This is a genomic window from Streptococcus timonensis (genome assembly GCF_047460355.1).
Classification (GTDB): Bacteria; Bacillota; Bacilli; order Lactobacillales; family Streptococcaceae; genus Streptococcus; species Streptococcus timonensis_A.
In genome coordinates this window covers 1-17,249 of sequence record NZ_JASHGL010000001.1, presented here as the reverse complement: position 1 = coordinate 17,249, position 17,249 = coordinate 1, and the positions used below count along the sequence as shown (strand labels likewise).

Sequence of the window (17,249 nt, the reverse complement as noted above, 5' to 3'; positions counted from 1 at the left end):
CCATGCTATACTAAATTTAAAATAAAATCCTAGGAGTTTCTTTATGAAGAATACATCACCTCATCACGAGAAAAAAATGGTTTATAGTATCCGTTCTTTGAAAAACGGAACAGGTTCAGTCCTTATCGGAGCGAGCTTTATCCTACTGGCTCTTGCAACACCTCATGTTGCAGCAGATGAAAATCTCTCGAACACTAGAGAAAATGTAAGCGCTATTGTTGCAAGCCCTACAGATACTGATTCTAAGTCAGCTCCAACTCCAACTTCTAGCAAAAACAATGCAAACGATTCCCTTAAAACTACAGAAAAGTCTCAAGCATCTAAGGTAACTTTAACTACTGAAAGTCCTAAAGTAGAGGCTGCTACAACCAGCCCTTCTAGCAATCAAGTAGAAAAGAAAGACGAACCAGCTCCAACTTCAGAGGATAAAAAAACTGAAGTAGCTGCACGTCCAGTTTTAGATGAAAAAACAAAAGCAGAAGCTGTATCTGAAACCCCAATCGCAGACAACTACTTCCGTATCCATGTCAAAAAACTTCCTCAAGAAAACCAAGAATCACAAGGACTTTGGACTTGGGACGATGTTGAAAAACCATCCGAAAATTGGCCAAATGGCGCCCAGTCCTTCAAAGATGCCAAGAAAGACGACTACGGCTACTACCTAGATATCAAACTAAAAAATGAACAAGCCAAGAAAATCAGCTTCCTCATTAACAACACTAAAGGTGACAACCTTACTGGAGACCGTTCGGTAGAGCGCCTCTCTCCAAAAATGAATGAAGCTTGGCTAGATGAGGACTTCAAGGTCCATAACTACCAACCTCAGCCAGCTGGAACAATCCGCGTCAACTATTTCCGCACCGATGGAAATTACGATCAAAAATCACTCTGGTATTGGGGAGATGTTAAAACGCCAATTAATGGAGAATGGCCTGACGGTACAGACTTTACCGCAACAGGAAAACACGGACGCTACATCGATATTCCGCTCAATGAAGCCGCTAGAGAATTTGGATTTTTACTATTAGATGAAAGCAAGAAAGGCGATGACGTGAAAATCAGAAAAGAAGATTATAAATTCACTGACCTGAAGAACCATAGTCAAATCTTCCTCAAGGATGATGATGAAACTATCTACACCAACCCTTATTACGTGCACGATATTCGTATGACTGGTGCCCAACATGTGGCAAAATCTCGTATCGAAAGTAGTTTCTCCACACTAGTTGGAGCCAAGAAAGAGGATATCATCAAACGTTCAAGTATTACGGACCACCAAGGAAACAAGGTTGATATATCAGATATCGAAGTTGATGAAGCAGGTAAGAAAGTGACCTACATCGGTGACTTCTCTGACACTCAAAACCCTTACACAGTTGCCTACGATTCAGATCGCTTTACAACTCGTTCTAGCTGGCGTCTCAAAGACGAGACTTATAGTTACGATGGTCCACTTGGTGCAAATCTTAAAGAAGATGGCAAACGTGTTGATCTGACCCTCTGGTCTCCAAGTGCTGATAAAGTTTCAGTTGTTGTTTACGACAAGAAGGACCCTGAAAAAGTAGTCGGAACCATCGCTCTTGAAAAAGGAGAAAAAGGCACCTGGAAACAAACTCTGGATGCAAACTCTGGACTCGGTATCAGCAACTATACCGGCTACTACTACCACTACCAAATCGAGCGCCAAGGTAAGACTGTTCTCGCACTAGATCCTTATGCTAAATCTCTGGCAGCTTGGAACAGCGATCTAGCAAAAACTGACGCAACACACAAGGTTGCTAAAGCTGCTTTTGTAGATCCAGCAAAACTAGGTCCACAAGACTTGACCTATGGTAAGATTCGCAATTTCAAATCTCGCGAAGATGCTGTTATCTACGAGGCACATGTTCGCGACTTCACTTCAGATCCTGCCATCGCAAAAGATTTGACTAAACCATTTGGTATCTTTGAAGCCTTTATCGAGAAGCTCGATTATCTCAAAGATCTAGGAGTTACTCATATCCAGCTCCTCCCAGTCTTGTCTTACTACTATGTTAATGAATTGAAAAACCAAGAACGCTTATCTGATTATGCTTCAAGCAACAGTAACTACAACTGGGGTTATGACCCTCAGAACTACTTCTCATTAACTGGTATGTACTCAAGTGATCCTAAGGATCCAGAAAAACGTATCGCAGAATTTAAAAACCTCGTCAACGAGATCCATAAACGTGGCATGGGTGCTATCTTAGACGTAGTATACAACCATACTGCCAATGTTGACATTTTTGAGGATATTGAGCCAAACTACTATCACTTCATGGATGCTGATGGTTCGCCACGTACTAGCTTTGGTGGTGGTCGTCTAGGAACAACCCACTACATGTCTAAACGCGTCATGGTAGACTCTATCAAGTATCTAGTTGAAACCTATAAAGTAGATGGTTTCCGTTTCGATATGATGGGAGATCATGATGCAGCTTCTGTCGAAGAAGCTTACAAGGCTGCACGCGCCCTCAATCCAAACCTTATCATGTTAGGTGAAGGTTGGAGAACCTATGCTGGTGATGAAAATACGCCTACTAGACCTGCTGACCAGGATTGGATGAAACACACTGATACTGTTGCTGTATTTTCAGACGACATCCGCAACAACCTCAAGTCAGGTTATCCAAATGAAGGCCAACCTGCCTTTATCACAGGTGGAAAACGCGATATCAATACCATCTTTAAAAATCTCATTGCTCAACCAACCAACTTTGAAGCGGACAACCCAGGAGATGTTATCCAATATATCGCTGCTCATGACAACTTGACTCTATTTGACATCATTGCCCAATCTATCAAAAAAGACCCAAGCAAGGCCGAAAACTATGCTGAAATCCATCGTCGCTTGCGACTTGGAAACCTCATGGTCTTGACAGCTCAAGGAACTCCATTTATCCACTCTGGTCAGGAATATGGACGTACTAAACAATTCCGTGACCCAGCCTACAAGACTCCAGTAGCAGAGGATAAGGTTCCAAACAAATCTCACTTGTTGCGTGATAAGGACGGCAATCCATTTGACTATCCATACTTCATCCATGACTCTTATGACTCTAGCGATGCTGTCAACAAGTTTGACTGGACCAAGGCAACAGATAAAAAAGCATATCCTGAAAATGTTAAAAGTCGCGACTACATGAAAGGCTTGATTGCTCTTCGTCAATCTACAGATGCCTTCCGACTCAAGAGTCTTCAAGATATCAAGGAGCGTGTTCGCCTCATTACTGTCCCAGGACAAAATGGGGTTGAAAATGAAGATGTAGTTATCGGCTACCAAATTACAGCTCCAAACGGCGATGTCTACGCAGTCTTTGTCAATGCTGATGATAAAGAACGTGAATTCACTCTAGGAACAGACTTTGTTCACTTGAGAAATGCTCAAGTCTTGGCAGATGAAAACCAAGCTGGAACAGTTGGAATCGCCAACCCTCAAGGTCTTAAATGGACAGAAAATGGTTTGAAGTTAAATGCCCTTACAGCTACTGTTTTGCGCATCACTAAAGAGTCTCCAGTACTCCCTTCAAGCCAAGAAAAACCAGAAGTACAACCAAGCACACCTGAAACAAATACAGACAAGCCTGAAACTAACAGTCAAACTCTAGTTAACAAAACTGATGCAACTAATGTTCAAACTCTAGCTAACCAGGCTGACTCAACTAACGATCAAACTCTAGCTAGCAAAACTGACTCAACTAACGCTCAAACTCTAGCTAACAAAACTGACGCAACTCAACCTAGAACTGACTCACCAGCACAAAAAGTTCTACCAAACACTGGAACAGAAAAAGTTTCCTTCCTTGCATTGGTAGGTATCAGCCTCCTAGCCCTCCTTGGACTTGGTAGTTTCCTCAAATCAAGAAAGGAAAAATAAAACTAAGGTTTCTATAAATCTAGCAACTTGGTAGAAGGACACATAAAAAGCAAGAACAAAAAAAGTTCTTGCTTTTTACTATCTAGGTAGCCCTAGCTTAAATCCATGGACAATCTCATTAGAAAATCCTTGGTTTTTAACAATTCCTCACCACAGAATTCCCTTATAGGATAAAAGAAGAGCTAGGAATAATAATCCGTAGAAGAATATAAAGAGCCACTTTAATTTTACACACAAAGCTACAAATTCACGGATAAAGGCTGATGGAATGTAGTAGCCAGCTGTCCGACATCCTAAGCCATCTCCCTTCATATTTAACTTACGCGCATAGGTACTGGTACGAAAAACATGATAATCATTTGTCACAAAAAGAAATTGGGGGCTTGCTACCAGTTTCTCGCCAAGCTTCTTAGAATAAAGAAGATTCTCATAGGTTGTTCTTGATTGGTCCTCCAGAATAATCGCATCATGGGGAACATCTGTCTCCGTATGCAGATAGTTTGTAATCGCTTGGGCCTCAGAAATCTTTTCGTCCGCCCCTTGTCCACCGCTGGCTATGATTTTGATATGAGGATTCTTAGACTTGTGGTAAGCTTCTACTGCCTTATCAATTCTCCTCTTTAGCAAAGGTGTTACATTTTCTCCACCTAATAAACCTGCACCATGAATGATAATAAAATCATAATGCTTCCTCTTGGGAATAAAGAGATACAAGATAGAGTACAACATGAAACCCACAAAGGCAAAGCCAAAAATAAAATAAGAGTAGAAAATGAATACAAATAAAATGTTTAGAAAGTGATTGGTGTAAAATAATTCATTTTGACTCCCCAATCGAAATGAAATCAAGGCAAAAAATACCAAAATGACTATTCCAAGGAGCATGGAGAGATAATTGGCCTTTGAACGTCCCTCTCGCTTCAGCAGGATAACACCATTATAGAGTAAAGAGATACCACTTAGAAAAAGCAACAAGGGGAGTAAAACAAAGGCAAATACATAAAAAGCTAAATGAACATTCTCATACCCATTTTTATAAAAAAGGTAGGCTAGATAAATATAACTTGAAATGAGAGATAATAAAAATAATACTGGATTCCACAAACTTCTATTATCCTTCCAAAATGACAGTATAAATGCTAATACAATTCCTATAACGAGATACATTTCTTCCTCCTTTAATAATTCTATCTTATCATAATTATCCACAAAAAAAGAGGAACTCAGGTCCTCTTATCCTTCTATCCTACTCTCTGCATCTGCCACTACTCGAGCCAGACTAGTTTTGCTTAATTCTTCTTCCATAGCTTCTTGAATTTTATTTAACTTTTCATCTAAAACCCCATGGATGTTAGCTCCTACTGGACAGGCTGGATTGGGATTGTCATGAAAACTAAAGAGTTGACCTGTCTTTCCAAGGCATTCAACTGCTTGGTAAACATCTAATAAGCTGATGTCCTCTAGGTCTTTGATAATCTCTGCTCCACCAGTTCCACGCGCGACTGAGATTAACTCTGCCTTTTTCAGTTGGGATAAGGTTTTACGGATAATAACAGGATTGACTCCAACACTACTAGCTAGAAAATCGCTAGTCACCTTGCTTTCCTTCCCTTTTAGGGCAATAATGATCAACATATGAGTCGCAATGGTAAATCGACTTGAAATTTGCATCTTCTTCTCCTTATACCAACTAGATCTTAGCAATCTACTTGTTTTAACTATTATAACCTATCTAGTTGTAATGTCAAACGTTACTACTAAGCCAATCATCTAACTCGGCATCATGCCCTTGTTCTTGAGCTATTTCATGTAGCAAATCTTGATTATGGGTATGGTGGATCCCCTTGACCAAACTTTCATAATAAACTTGATAATAAGGTAAATTTAAGTCTTTAGCTAGTTGCAGTTCTGCCTGGACATCATAGTCTACTCGTCGAAAATCGACATCCTTCAAACCTTTTTCATCAAACTCCAAAATCATGTACTGGGCCCGTAAATCCCTGCGGAGATTGCTTGATAAAAAGAAGGGCTGGCCGATGGATCCTGGATTGAGAATGAGTTGCCCACCGCTTCCATAACGAAGTAATTGCTGATGGATATGGCCATAAACAGCAATATCACAGGCAGGATCAGTTACCAGACGGTCAAAATCTTCCTGCTTTCCTAGATGGATTAACTCCCTACCCCAGTTTTTGTCCGGCAAATGATGGCTGAGCCCAATGGTCAAGTCTCCAAACTGACGATGAATCTGCAAAGGATAGTTTTGCAAGGCATCAATTTCCTCTTGGCTAACCTCCTCCATGATATACTGGCACTGGCGCAATAAATAGCGTAGACTAGGCTTGGTTTCGTCTAATTTTCGATGGCAAGCCCTCCAGAGACTATATTCCCAGTTTCCCAGCACCTGAGCAGTAATCGGTAAATCCGCCAAGGTCTCTAAAATATTTTTTCGACCCGTACCTGGCATGAGAATATCTCCTAGCAACCAATACTCGTCTACCTGCAAACTTAGGGCATCTTCTAATACAGCGTTTAAAGCCGTCGTATTCCCATGAATATCTGAAAGCACAGCAATTTTTGTCATCATATTTCCTCTTGATTTTCTCTAATTTCATTATACCAGACCCCTTTTTAAAATCAAAAAACACGTCTTTCCCATTTGTTTTTTACTTTACTTTTTTAGTGAAAAGGGTTACAATAAAGATGAAAATAACAAGGGGGTTTTTGCTATGACACAAAGATATGAAAACATCATGGTCGCTATTGATGGTTCTAAAGAAGCAGATTTGGCCTTTCTCAAAGGAGTCCATACCGCGCTTCGAAACCAAGCTAAATTAACCATTGCTCATGTTATCGACACTCGTGCTCTTCAAAGTATTTCAACTTATGACGCTCAAGTTTATGAAGAATTACAACTTGAAGCTCAAGACTTGATGGCTGAGTATGAAAAACGGGCTAAAGATGCTGGACTTACTGATATTACCATTGTTATCGAAATGGGAAATCCAAAGACTCTCCTAGCTAAAACAATTCCTGATCAAGAGAAAGTTGATTTGATTTTAGTTGGGGCAACAGGCCTAAATGCCTTTGAGCGGCTACTTGTTGGCTCATCTTCTGAGTATATTCTCCGCCATACCAGTGTAGACTTACTCGTAGTTAGAGATAAGGACAAAACTTTATAAACATCAAAAAAAGGAGCGACTTCGCTCCTTTTTTATTTCTTGTTTTCTCTTTCTTTATGGCGTTCATAAGCCTTCTTTTGTCTTTCAATTTCCTTTTTAATAGCTGGTTCTGGGGCATGTTTCTCCTCCCAATCTTCAGGTTTGAGAATCTTGTGAGTCACTGGATCAAACTGGGCCTTACCATCTGGGAAAATCTTGGCCATATTGGCTTGGTGGACAATTTCGAAAATACGCTCTGGGTCCACTCCCATCAATACAAAACTACCATAAGTAAAATACAGAGTATCAATCAAGGCATCTACTTGCCCTATTATTGTCGTCTCAGCTGGAATTTTTTGCAAAACTTTCTCAGAAGCCTTATCCAAAGCTTGATGCAAATCACCAATAGCTTGCTGGAAGTCATCTTCTGAATTACTAGAGGCGCGGACAAACTCTACTAGCTCTTCTAATTTAAAGGCTGCTCGATGTGTTGCTCCCTTAACATCCCAGGCCTTAGGTTCTTCCTGGGTTCTCTCATCCATCATGTGATGGAAGGTCTTAACCTTATTAAAATGGTAGTCACGACTGACAAATACTTTTTCAGAAGATAGTACCCCAAAGTATTCAAGAGCCTTATGGATGCCCCCCTCTTGATTGCTGGTTGTAATATGCTTAGCCACTTCCTTAACACTACTGCTACCATTTCCCATGGCAACAGACATCCCAACACCAGCCAACATCTCTAGGTCGTTATCTGAATCGCCAAAAGCCATGACTTGGTTGAGGTCAAAACCATACTCCTTGCCGACTCGGCGAATTCCTTCTAACTTAGAATTCCCTTGGTTGATGATATCCGCTGCAAAGGGATTACTTCTAGTGAACTTGAGGTGGTTTAGTGTTGTGGCTGCTTGTTCAGATTCTTCAGGTGTCATCAACATGAGAACTTGATATATAGGTTGGTTGATTAAGTTCAGTAAATCCTTTTCTTTTTGAGGAACGGCTTTACTTACCAAACGGTTGAAAGAGTTACTGATAGTCCGAGTCAAAAATTTAGGTACAAAACGACTGACCAATTGTGATAAAGGACTGAGACCAAAGGACATGATTCGAGAACCAACGACATCCTGTCTAGTTCCCATAGCGATTTCTTTTTGATTTGCCTTTGCATAAGAGATGATTTGTCTAAGACTTCCCTTATCGATAGGACTGGCAAAAAGAACACGGTCTTTGTTAAAGATATATTGGCCATTATAGGTAACTGCAAAGTCCAAATCTAAATCTTCCATCAATTCCTTAACAAAAAAAGGCCCTCGCCCTGTCGCTACCCCAACAAGGACCCCTTGGTCTTTTACAATCTTAATGGCTTCCTTAGTGGATTTCAAAACACTCTTACTATCATTCACTAGCGTTCCATCTATATCAAAAAATACAGCTTTGACTTCCATGACTATCTCATTCCTTTCTTTTATGATACAATGATTATACCATATTTCAGAAAAAGTGAGTGAATCATGACTAAGAAAATCCTCGTTTTACACACTGGCGGTACTATTTCGATGCAAGCAGATGATTCTGGTGTGGTTAGAACTAGCTCTGACAATCCTATGAATCATGTCTCTAATCCTCTGGAAGGAATTCAAGTCCATTCTTTGGATTTTCTAAATTTACCTAGTCCCCATATCAAGCCTAAGCACATGCTAGCCCTTTATCAAAAAATCAAAGATGAAGCCAACAACTTCGATGGTATCGTCATCACCCACGGTACTGATACTCTAGAAGAAACAGCCTATTTCCTGGATACTATGGAAATTCCACAAATTCCTATCGTGCTGACTGGAGCTATGCGAAGTTCTAATGAACTTGGTAGTGATGGTGTCTACAACTATCTCAGTGCCTTGCGAGTAGCAAGTAATGATAAGGCTGCTGATAAGGGAGTATTGGTTGTTATGAACGATGAGATTCATGCTGCTAAATACGTTACCAAGACCCATACGACCAATGTCGGAACTTTTCAAACACCAACACATGGACCACTTGGTCTCATTATGAAGCAGGAAATCCTCTATTTCAAGACTGCTGAACCCCGTGTTCGTTTTGATCTCCATTCCATCAAGGGCTTGGTTCCAATCATTCCTGTATATGCAGGTATGACCGATGAGCTACTTGACCTACTTCCTGTTAACCAGTTAGACGGCCTTATTATCCAGGCCTTTGGAGCAGGAAATGTTCCTCAAGAAACTGCTCAAAAATTGCAGACTCTAATCCAAGAAGGACTACCAATCGCTCTAGTTTCTCGCTGTTTTAATGGTATTGCAGAACCTGTTTATGCTTACGAAGGCGGTGGTGTTTGTCTCCGTAAATCTGGAGTCTTCTTCGTTAAAGAATTGAATGCTCAAAAAGCCAGACTCAAACTCCTTATCGCCATCAATGCTGGTCTCAAGGGAGATGATCTTCGAACATATATGGAAGGATAAGAAAAACTCAGGAAATCCAAGTATTTCCTGAGTTTATTTTTTATTTTTTGCGAGTTGAACAACGTTCTGTCAGTCCATGCTGAAGAAGAACTTCTCTTTCTTCTAGCTCTTCCTTATGCATAATCTTCGTCAACATACGCATACTAATTGCTCCAATATCATACAAGGGTTGAGCAATCGTTGTAAGATTTGGTCGTGTGTAGCGAGCAATTTGAGAATCGTCACTGGTAATGATTTCAAAGTCTTCAGGAACTGAGACACCTTTATCTGCCAAACCATTCAAGACACCTGCTGCCAATTCATCTCCTGTAACAATAGCTGCTGTTGCTTTTGAAGAAATTAAACGTTCTGCCAAGGCATAACCATCATCATAACGGTATTTAGACTCAAAGACAAGACCTTCGCTGTAGTTAACCCCAGCTTCTTTCAAAGCGTCCTTGTAACCAACAAGACGAACTTTTCCATTGATATCATCCACTAAAGGACCACTGATAAAGGCAATTTTCTTGTTGCGTTTTAAAAGATGACGAACAGCATCTGCAGTTGCATTTTTATAGTCAATGTTAACACTTGGCAACTGATGTTCTACATCCACTGTTCCAGCTAGAACAACTGGTGTTCTTGAACGTGAAAATTCTGAACGAATCTTTTCAGTTAGGTGATAACCCATGAAGATAACACCATCAACCTGTTTGGAAAAGAGTGTATTAACTACTGATACTTCTTTTTCATCGTCTTCATCACTATTAGCAAGGACGATATTGTATTTATACATTTCAGCAATATCATCAATTCCTTTTGCTAGAGTTGCAAAATAAGTATTTGTAATATCTGGGATAACAACCCCAACTGTTGTTGTCTTCTTACTTGCCAAGCCACGGGCTACCGCGTTAGGACGATAATCTAAACGATCAATAACCTCTAATACTTTCTTACGAGTATTTTCTTTAACGTTTTTATTCCCATTCACAACACGGCTGACAGTTGCCATCGACACTCCCGCTTCACGGGCAACATCATAAATTGTTACTGTATCATCTGTGTTCATACCGTTTCCTCTCTCTACTGAAAATTTTGTTTTCATGTTTATACCACTTTCATTCTATCACTTGTTGTAAGCATTTTCAAGCATTTAATAAAGTTTTATTAAAAAATATTCTTCCCATCATTATTTTACAATAATCTTTTCTTGATTTTTCCAATATTTTACAGTATCATAATAAAAAACCAGATAGGAGACATAGATGGCTTTTACAGATTCTCATAGACGATCAGCTAGTTTTGGTATCGTAACCAATCTACCAGATGATATCATCGATTCTATTTGGTTCATCATCGATCATTTCCTTAAACATGTGTTTGAATTGGAAGAAGAGTTGGACTTTCAGTTACTCAACAACAAGGGGGCCATCACCTTCCGTTTTTCAAGCAAACACCTGCCCACCATGATTGACTTCGACTTTAGTCACCCTTACGAGCCACTCTATCCACCAAGGGTCATTGTACTGGATATGGACGGCAAGGAGACCATTCTCCTACCAGAAGAAAACGACCTATATTAAAAACTCTAGCTCTCTGCCATATATGCAGGAAGCTAGAGTTTTTTTATTGCTTCAATGCTTGATACAAATAACGAATGGGTTGCTTCAGTACAGGGTGGATAAAATGAGGTGCGATTTCTTGCAGAGACTCAAGAACAAAGAGGCGCTCTGCTATATAAGGATGAGGCAAGATGAGCTTGTCTGTATAGATAACTTGGTTCTCTACAAAAAGCAAATCCAGATCAATCAAACGAGGTCCCCAATGAACTTCTCGGACCCGACCCATCTCTGATTCAATGCTTAACAAGGTCTCTAACAAGACTGGGACTGGAAGCCAAGTTTCTACTTCAATCACTTGATTGACAAAACTATCTTGTTCCACGCCCCCCCAAGGCTCAGTTGTCAAAACACTGGATTCTTTGAGAATATGAATGCCACGAACCCGCATTTTTTCAAGAGCTCGCTTAAGATTGCCAGTCTTGTCCCCCAGATTACTACCCAAGGCGACAAAGGCTCTCCTCTTGCGACGATTAATCGTTACAGAGCAGGTATCCAGCGGTAAATGGACAGGCGCCCAAGGTTTTTTCAGCTCAAGTTTAATTTCCTGAACAATTGGATAAACCTTAAAGGTACGTTCTACTAATTTATAGGCTGCCGTCTCAATCAAGTCCTCTGACTCTTCTTGAAACCAAGCTGTCCATTCTTGGCATAGTTCTCCGTAGTGGATAGAAGACTCCAAATCCAACTCTGTTGCAGCCTTGGTCATATCGTAGGATAGGGTTGCAGAAATGACAAACTTTTGACCTAACTCTTTTTCACTAGGAAATAGGCCATGGTAGGCAAAAATTTCCAAGTCTTTAATCTTTAGCTGATCCATAAGCAATCCTTTCTAGGAAATAGGTTTTAAGCAGATGTTTACAGTCCCATGAGACGATAGGCTTGATCTCGAAGGTCCTTATCAGTCTCAAATACACCACGAGCTACTGTTGTCAAAGTTGCAGTTCCTGGTTTTCGAACACCACGCATGCTCATACACATATGCTCTGCTTCAATAACAACAAAAGCTCCCTTAGCGCCTAGATATTCCATCAAGGCATCTGCAATTTCAATATTCAAGCGTTCTTGAATCTGTGGCTTTTTAGCATAAACTTCAACCGTACGGGCAAGTTTAGATAAACCTGCAACACGTCCATCTGGTACGTAGGCAATGTGTGCTTTCCCATAAAAAGGCAAGAAATGGTGCTCACACATGGTATGGAAAAAGATATCCTTTTCTACCACCATATTGTCATCGATAATTTCAAAGGATTTTGATAGGTGCTCCTCTGCAGTTTGACCAAGTCCTGAAAAAATCTCCTGGTACATGCGAGCTACACGAGCAGGGGTTTCCTGCAAGCCTTCGCGGTTCATATCTTCACCGACTGCTTCGATAATCATTTTTACAGCTGTCTCAATCTTTTGTGTATCCATTCTCTAGTTTTTCCTCTCCATTAGATAGGCTCTCACTTGGCTCAAGAAATACAAGGAACCCGTGACTATCCTAACTGTTTTTTTCTCTTCATCTACATTTAATGTTTGATCTAAAAATTCTTGCCAAGCTTTGTAATTGAGGTTTCGAGAAGCGGCTGCTTCCTGCAATACTTTCTCATCAGTCGCCCGACTATCTTCAAAGTGGGTCAAGATAATCTCACTATCTGGCAAGTTTTCCAACATATCTAGCATTTGATCTAAGGCCTTAGTTTTAATGCAAGTAAAAAGGATTTCCTTATGGTAGTCCTCAAAGCGTTCTTGCAAAGTTTCTACCAAAGCCTTGATAGCATGGGGATTATGGGCCCCATCCAAAATCATTAAGGGTTCTCTACAAACAACTTCCAATCTCCCTGGCCAGCGTGTTGCCTCTATGGCTTGGACTAGCACATTATTTTCAGGTAATTCTCTCCCAGTCTCCTGACAATAGGAGTCTAACAAGGCTATCGCCATTCCTGCATTTTCTGCCTGGTGCAAACCGATGAGGCTTGTTTGAAATTGCCCCTGTCTAACAGAACTGCTATAAGTAAAAACTTCACCCGTCGCCACACTCGCAAGGTGGTAGATTTGATAATCCTTCTCATAAGCTAGTCTTGGAGCTTTCTTTTCATCAGCCATGCGGTCAATCACAGCCAAAGCTTCCGGGACAATGTTCCCAGTCACTAGAGGAACTTCTTGTTTGATAATCCCAGCCTTCTGCTCTGCTATGGCTTCCAAGCTATGACCTAATAAGGCTACATGATCTAGTCCAATAGTTGTAATTCCAGTCAAGATTGGCTGACAAACATTGGTGCTGTCCAGGAGTCCACCCATACCAACTTCCATGATAGCCACGTCGACTTGCTCAGAAGCAAAATAGTCATAAGCTATGGCAGTGATAATCTCAAACTCTGTTGTCCCCTCTAGACTCGCTCTATCTTCATCCTCAAGCAAACTACGATAGTCTGCTATCAGTGCTTCCAATCTTGCTTCAGGGATGGACTGCTCGTTGATACTAATCTGATCCGTATAATGAATCAGATAGGGTGAGCTAAAGACACCAACTCTAAGACTCATCTTTTCTAACAGGTTTTTCAAGAAAGCTATAGTAGAACCCTTACCATTGGTGCCTCCGATATGGATAACCTTGAGCTTAAGATGAGGATTGCCACGTAGGGCTAATAGCTTCACCATTCTCTCCAAACCAAAATGCGGTTGGTCTGTCCGATAGTTAGCTATCCACTGATTCGTTTCGTTTTTATTCATCTTATTTATACTGTTTCAAGTTTAAATTTTCCGCATCATCTGCCAGACGGATGGCTGATGCGATTTCAACTGCCATCTTGTGGCTGGCTACATCGTGTACACGCACAACTTCTACACCCTGTCTAGCGGCGATACTGGTCACATGAGCTGAAGCCGTATCACGATTGCGGAAACCAGCTTCAGTTTCTGGGTTTACTTCAAAACCATTTTCTTCCAGAATATTGATGACAAAGCGCTTGCGAGAGACTCCTAAAAAGATAGGATAGCCCATCTCGTGTAATTTATCAAGGTCACGTAGAAGTATGAGATTTTCCTTTTTGGTCAAGCCAAAGCCAATCCCAGGATCTAGCATGATCTTTTCTTTCGAAATTCCTGCTTTTTCCGCTCTTACTAGAGCACGGTCAAAGAAAGCTGTCATCAATTCTTCTACTGGTAGTTTCTCAAACTCATCTAGGTATTCCTGTGTAAAAGGCTCTCCAAAGCCAAAATGAGGGAAGATAAGTGAACTAGGGTGCTGAGGGCGTGCCATTACTGGATTAAACATGATGACTACCTGAGCTCCAGCTTTGGCAACCACTTCCGCCATCTTCTCATCCCCCATAAGACCTGTAATGTCATTGACTATATGGGCCCCAGCCTTTAGAGCTGCTTCTGCAACTTGACTTTTCCAAGTGTCTACCGAAATCCGAACATCACTTTCTTGACGAATAGCCTTAATGACTGGAACAACACGTTGGATTTCCTCTTCAATCTCAACATAGCTACTTCCAGGTCGAGTAGACTCTCCACCGATATCTAAGATAGTGGCTCCTTCAGCTATCAATTTTCTAGCCTGCTTCAAAGCTTCCTCAACAGCAAAAAACTGGCCCCCATCAGAAAAAGAATCTGGGGTGACATTGATAATACCACAAATAGCTGTCTTTGTAAGATTGTCTCTTTTTTCCACGATTATCACTCAAATTTCATTTAGATTGGTATTTCTCTATTTTACTGTTTTTTTTGGATTCTGTCCAATTATCCCTCGGTACTCCCATACTTTAAAAGAACGCAAAAAAAGAGTGGGACAGAAATCGGTAATTCGTTAGAATTCGATTTCGTCGTCCCACCTCCGCACAGTTGAGTAGGGTTGTAAAAGCTGATGAAATCAGCGTAGTAGAGCCCACTCAACCACTGCGTCCTTCTCGACAAACCAAAGACAATTGAGAGGCTAGAACTTTTGTACCAGCCTCTTTTTCTATATTCTTATTTTTCAGTCAAGGCTGCAAGTCCTGGAAGAACTTTACCTTCGAGAAGCTCCATTGAAGCGCCTCCGCCCGTACTAATCCATGAGAACTTGTCTGCACGTCCAAGGTTGATTGCTGCGGCAGCTGAGTCACCACCACCGATGATTGATTTAACGCCTGGTTGTTTCACGATAGCGTCCATTACACCGATTGTACCAGCTTGGAAGTCAGGGTTTTCAAATACTCCCATAGGTCCGTTCCATACAACGGTTTTCGCACCAGTCAATGCTTCATCAAATTTAGCGATAGATTTTGGACCGATATCCAAACCAAGGAATCCTGGGTCTACTGCTTCACCTTCAGTGTCTTTCACTTCAGTGTAGTCAGCAAATGCGTTTGCTTCTTTTGAGTCAACTGGCAAGATCAATTTGCCGTTTGCTTTTTCAAGAAGAGCTTTAGCCACATCCAATTTGTCTTCTTCTACAAGTGAGTTACCGATTTCGATCCCTTGCGCTTTGTAGAATGTGTAAGTCATCCCACCACCGATAAGGACTTTATCAGCTTTTTCAAGCAAGTTTTCGATAACACCGATCTTGTCTGAAACTTTTGAACCACCAAGGATAGCCACGAATGGACGTTCTGGAGCTTCAACTGCTTCTTGGATGTAGGCAATTTCGTTTTCAAGAAGGAAGCCAGCAACAGCTTTTTCAACGTTTGCTGAGATACCAACGTTAGATGCGTGTGCACGGTGAGCTGTACCGAATGCATCGTTTACGAAGATACCATCTCCAAGTGATGCCCAGTATTTACCAAGTTCAGGATCGTTTTTAGATTCTTTCTTACCGTCAACATCTTCAAAACGAGTGTTTTCAACCAAAAGAACTTGTCCATCTTCAAGAGCGTTAATTGCAGCTTCCAATTCAGCACCACGAGTTACACCTGGAAGGAACGTAATTTCTTGACCCAATTTAGCAGCCAAGTCAGCAGCTACAGGAGCAAGTGATTTACCAGCTTTGTCCGCTTCTTCTTTTACACGTCCAAGGTGAGAGAAGAGGATTGCACGTCCACCTTGCTCAAGGATATACTTGATAGTTGGAAGAGCAGCAGTGATACGGTTGTCGTTAGTAATCACGCCATCTTTTACAGGAACGTTGAAGTCAACACGAACGAGAACTTTTTTCCCTTTCAATTCAACGTCTTTAACAGTCAATTTTGCCATTTGGAAAGACTCCTTAATTTTTTTATGTGTTAATTATATCACAAATTCATTAAAAGTGATAGCAAAACCTTATACTTTCTTTCGTAGATTCAGTAGTTTATCAAATAAAAATTTTACTACTACTTATCCTTAATCTTTGATTTAGGTAGAATTTTTCCCTCCAATATTTTCCCAAAGTTCCAGACAAAGAAAGCTTTGATTCTAAATAGAATCAAAGCTTTCTTTTTGACTATTCTCAAATTAAGTTAGACGAGACTACTTACTCTTCTTTTTTCTTTTGAGCTAGCAAGCCAAAACCACTTAAAACTCCAGCTAGTCCAAGAGCTACTAGATTCTCATCTACTACTGTACCTGTATTAGGCAACTCTTGTTTGCTTGCTTGTTCAAGTTTAGGCTCAGCTTTTGCTTGTCCCTGTTTGTTTGGTTGAACCACTTGATAAGGTACTTCTGGTTTTTCAGTTTCAACTGGAACTACCTTATTAGGTAACTCTGGTTTCTCTGGTGCAACTGGAACTACTTTTGTACCGACTTCAACAATCTCAGTTACGACTTCCTTGAGAACCTCTGTTCCCTTAAGGCTACGTTTACCTTCAGAATCCACTTCAACTAGATTTCTGCGGAGTCCTGCTACTCCCTCTTGAACAAGGTGACGCTCTCCTGCTAAGAGGTCCGGATTCTTACGTTCTTCGCGTCCAAAGGCAATAGTTTCTTCTTCAATTATCAGGCTTGGTTCCTTAACTTCCAAGACTTTTGGTCCTTCTAGTGGCTCTACACGGCTTTCTACCTTAGTACCAACCTCAACAATCTCATTCACAGATTCCTTAACTACTTCTGTTTGAAGAGGCATGCGGTTACCCTTACCATCAACTTCGAAGAAGCGACGAACCTGGCCTGCTTGACCTGCTTGAACTAGACGACGTTCACCTAACAAGAGGTCTGAGGTTGGACGTTCTTGGCGGTC

General features: G+C 40.9%; 15 protein-coding genes. 4 read left to right on the top strand and 11 right to left on the bottom strand.

What is annotated here, in order from left to right:
* Window positions 1–43 precede the first annotated feature (43 nt).
* Complete coding sequence (locus QM941_RS00075) at window positions 44–3,898, top strand: pullulanase (RefSeq protein WP_414337458.1); 3,855 nt, start codon at window positions 44–46, stop codon at window positions 3,896–3,898.
* Window positions 3,899–4,045: 147 nt separating this feature from the next.
* On the opposite strand, the gene QM941_RS00070 is transcribed toward QM941_RS00075, so the two are convergent.
* The 3 genes from QM941_RS00070 to QM941_RS00060 form a co-directional block, all read right to left on the bottom strand.
* Window positions 4,046–5,065 carry a YdcF family protein gene (locus QM941_RS00070; RefSeq protein WP_414337455.1) on the bottom strand — a complete coding sequence of 340 codons (1,020 nt, stop codon included), beginning with the start codon at window positions 5,063–5,065 and terminating at the stop codon, window positions 4,046–4,048.
* Window positions 5,066–5,131: 66 nt separating this feature from the next.
* On the bottom strand, window positions 5,132–5,569 hold the full coding sequence (locus QM941_RS00065) for an Rrf2 family transcriptional regulator (protein WP_414337453.1): 438 nt from the start codon (window positions 5,567–5,569) through the stop codon (window positions 5,132–5,134).
* Between the two features lie 73 nt (window positions 5,570–5,642).
* The gene (locus QM941_RS00060; protein ID WP_414338847.1) at window positions 5,643–6,482 is read right to left on the bottom strand and encodes a metallophosphoesterase family protein; all 840 of its coding nucleotides are present in this window, start codon (window positions 6,480–6,482) and stop codon (window positions 5,643–5,645) included.
* A gap of 145 nt (window positions 6,483–6,627) precedes the next feature.
* On the opposite strand from QM941_RS00060, the gene QM941_RS00055 reads away from it, so the two are divergent.
* A complete protein-coding gene (locus QM941_RS00055; RefSeq protein ID WP_414337451.1) occupies window positions 6,628–7,080 on the top strand; it encodes a universal stress protein in 453 nt (150 codons plus the stop codon).
* 32 nt (window positions 7,081–7,112) lie between these two features.
* On the opposite strand, the gene QM941_RS00050 is transcribed toward QM941_RS00055, so the two are convergent.
* Window positions 7,113–8,504, bottom strand: coding sequence for a Cof-type HAD-IIB family hydrolase (locus QM941_RS00050; protein WP_414337449.1), 1,392 nt, complete (start codon window positions 8,502–8,504; stop codon window positions 7,113–7,115).
* Between the two features lie 66 nt (window positions 8,505–8,570).
* Between QM941_RS00050 and QM941_RS00045 the strand changes: the two genes are divergently transcribed.
* The gene (locus QM941_RS00045) at window positions 8,571–9,533 is read left to right on the top strand and encodes an asparaginase (RefSeq protein WP_414337447.1); all 963 of its coding nucleotides are present in this window, start codon (window positions 8,571–8,573) and stop codon (window positions 9,531–9,533) included.
* A 40-nt stretch (window positions 9,534–9,573) separates the two neighbouring features.
* Here QM941_RS00045 and ccpA read toward each other — a convergent pair whose 3' ends face one another.
* Entirely contained in the window at window positions 9,574–10,581 is a 1,008-nt protein-coding gene (gene ccpA / locus QM941_RS00040) for a catabolite control protein A (protein ID WP_414338844.1), read from the bottom strand.
* Window positions 10,582–10,777: 196 nt separating this feature from the next.
* Between ccpA and QM941_RS00035 the strand changes: the two genes are divergently transcribed.
* Window positions 10,778–11,095, top strand: coding sequence for a DUF960 domain-containing protein (locus tag QM941_RS00035; RefSeq protein WP_414337445.1), 318 nt, complete (start codon window positions 10,778–10,780; stop codon window positions 11,093–11,095).
* 43 nt (window positions 11,096–11,138) lie between these two features.
* Here the strand turns inward: QM941_RS00035 and folK are convergent, their stop codons facing one another.
* From folK to QM941_RS00005, 6 genes are all read right to left on the bottom strand, one after another.
* On the bottom strand, window positions 11,139–11,951 hold the full coding sequence (folK, locus tag QM941_RS00030) for a 2-amino-4-hydroxy-6-hydroxymethyldihydropteridine diphosphokinase (protein WP_414337442.1): 813 nt from the start codon (window positions 11,949–11,951) through the stop codon (window positions 11,139–11,141).
* Window positions 11,952–11,989: 38 nt separating this feature from the next.
* On the bottom strand, window positions 11,990–12,544 hold the full coding sequence (folE, locus tag QM941_RS00025; protein WP_414337441.1) for a GTP cyclohydrolase I FolE: 555 nt from the start codon (window positions 12,542–12,544) through the stop codon (window positions 11,990–11,992).
* 3 nt (window positions 12,545–12,547) lie between these two features.
* Window positions 12,548–13,846: a bifunctional folylpolyglutamate synthase/dihydrofolate synthase gene (locus tag QM941_RS00020; protein ID WP_414337439.1), complete on the bottom strand. Its 1,299-nt coding sequence runs from the start codon at window positions 13,844–13,846 to the stop codon at window positions 12,548–12,550.
* A 1-nt stretch (window position 13,847) separates the two neighbouring features.
* Window positions 13,848–14,792 carry a dihydropteroate synthase gene (gene folP, locus QM941_RS00015; RefSeq protein WP_414337437.1) on the bottom strand — a complete coding sequence of 315 codons (945 nt, stop codon included), beginning with the start codon at window positions 14,790–14,792 and terminating at the stop codon, window positions 13,848–13,850.
* A 296-nt stretch (window positions 14,793–15,088) separates the two neighbouring features.
* Complete coding sequence (locus QM941_RS00010; RefSeq protein WP_414337434.1) at window positions 15,089–16,288, bottom strand: phosphoglycerate kinase; 1,200 nt, start codon at window positions 16,286–16,288, stop codon at window positions 15,089–15,091.
* Between the two features lie 259 nt (window positions 16,289–16,547).
* Window positions 16,548–17,249 (bottom strand): G5 domain-containing protein (locus QM941_RS00005; RefSeq protein WP_414337431.1); only part of this gene is annotated, 702 nt, incomplete at its 5' end.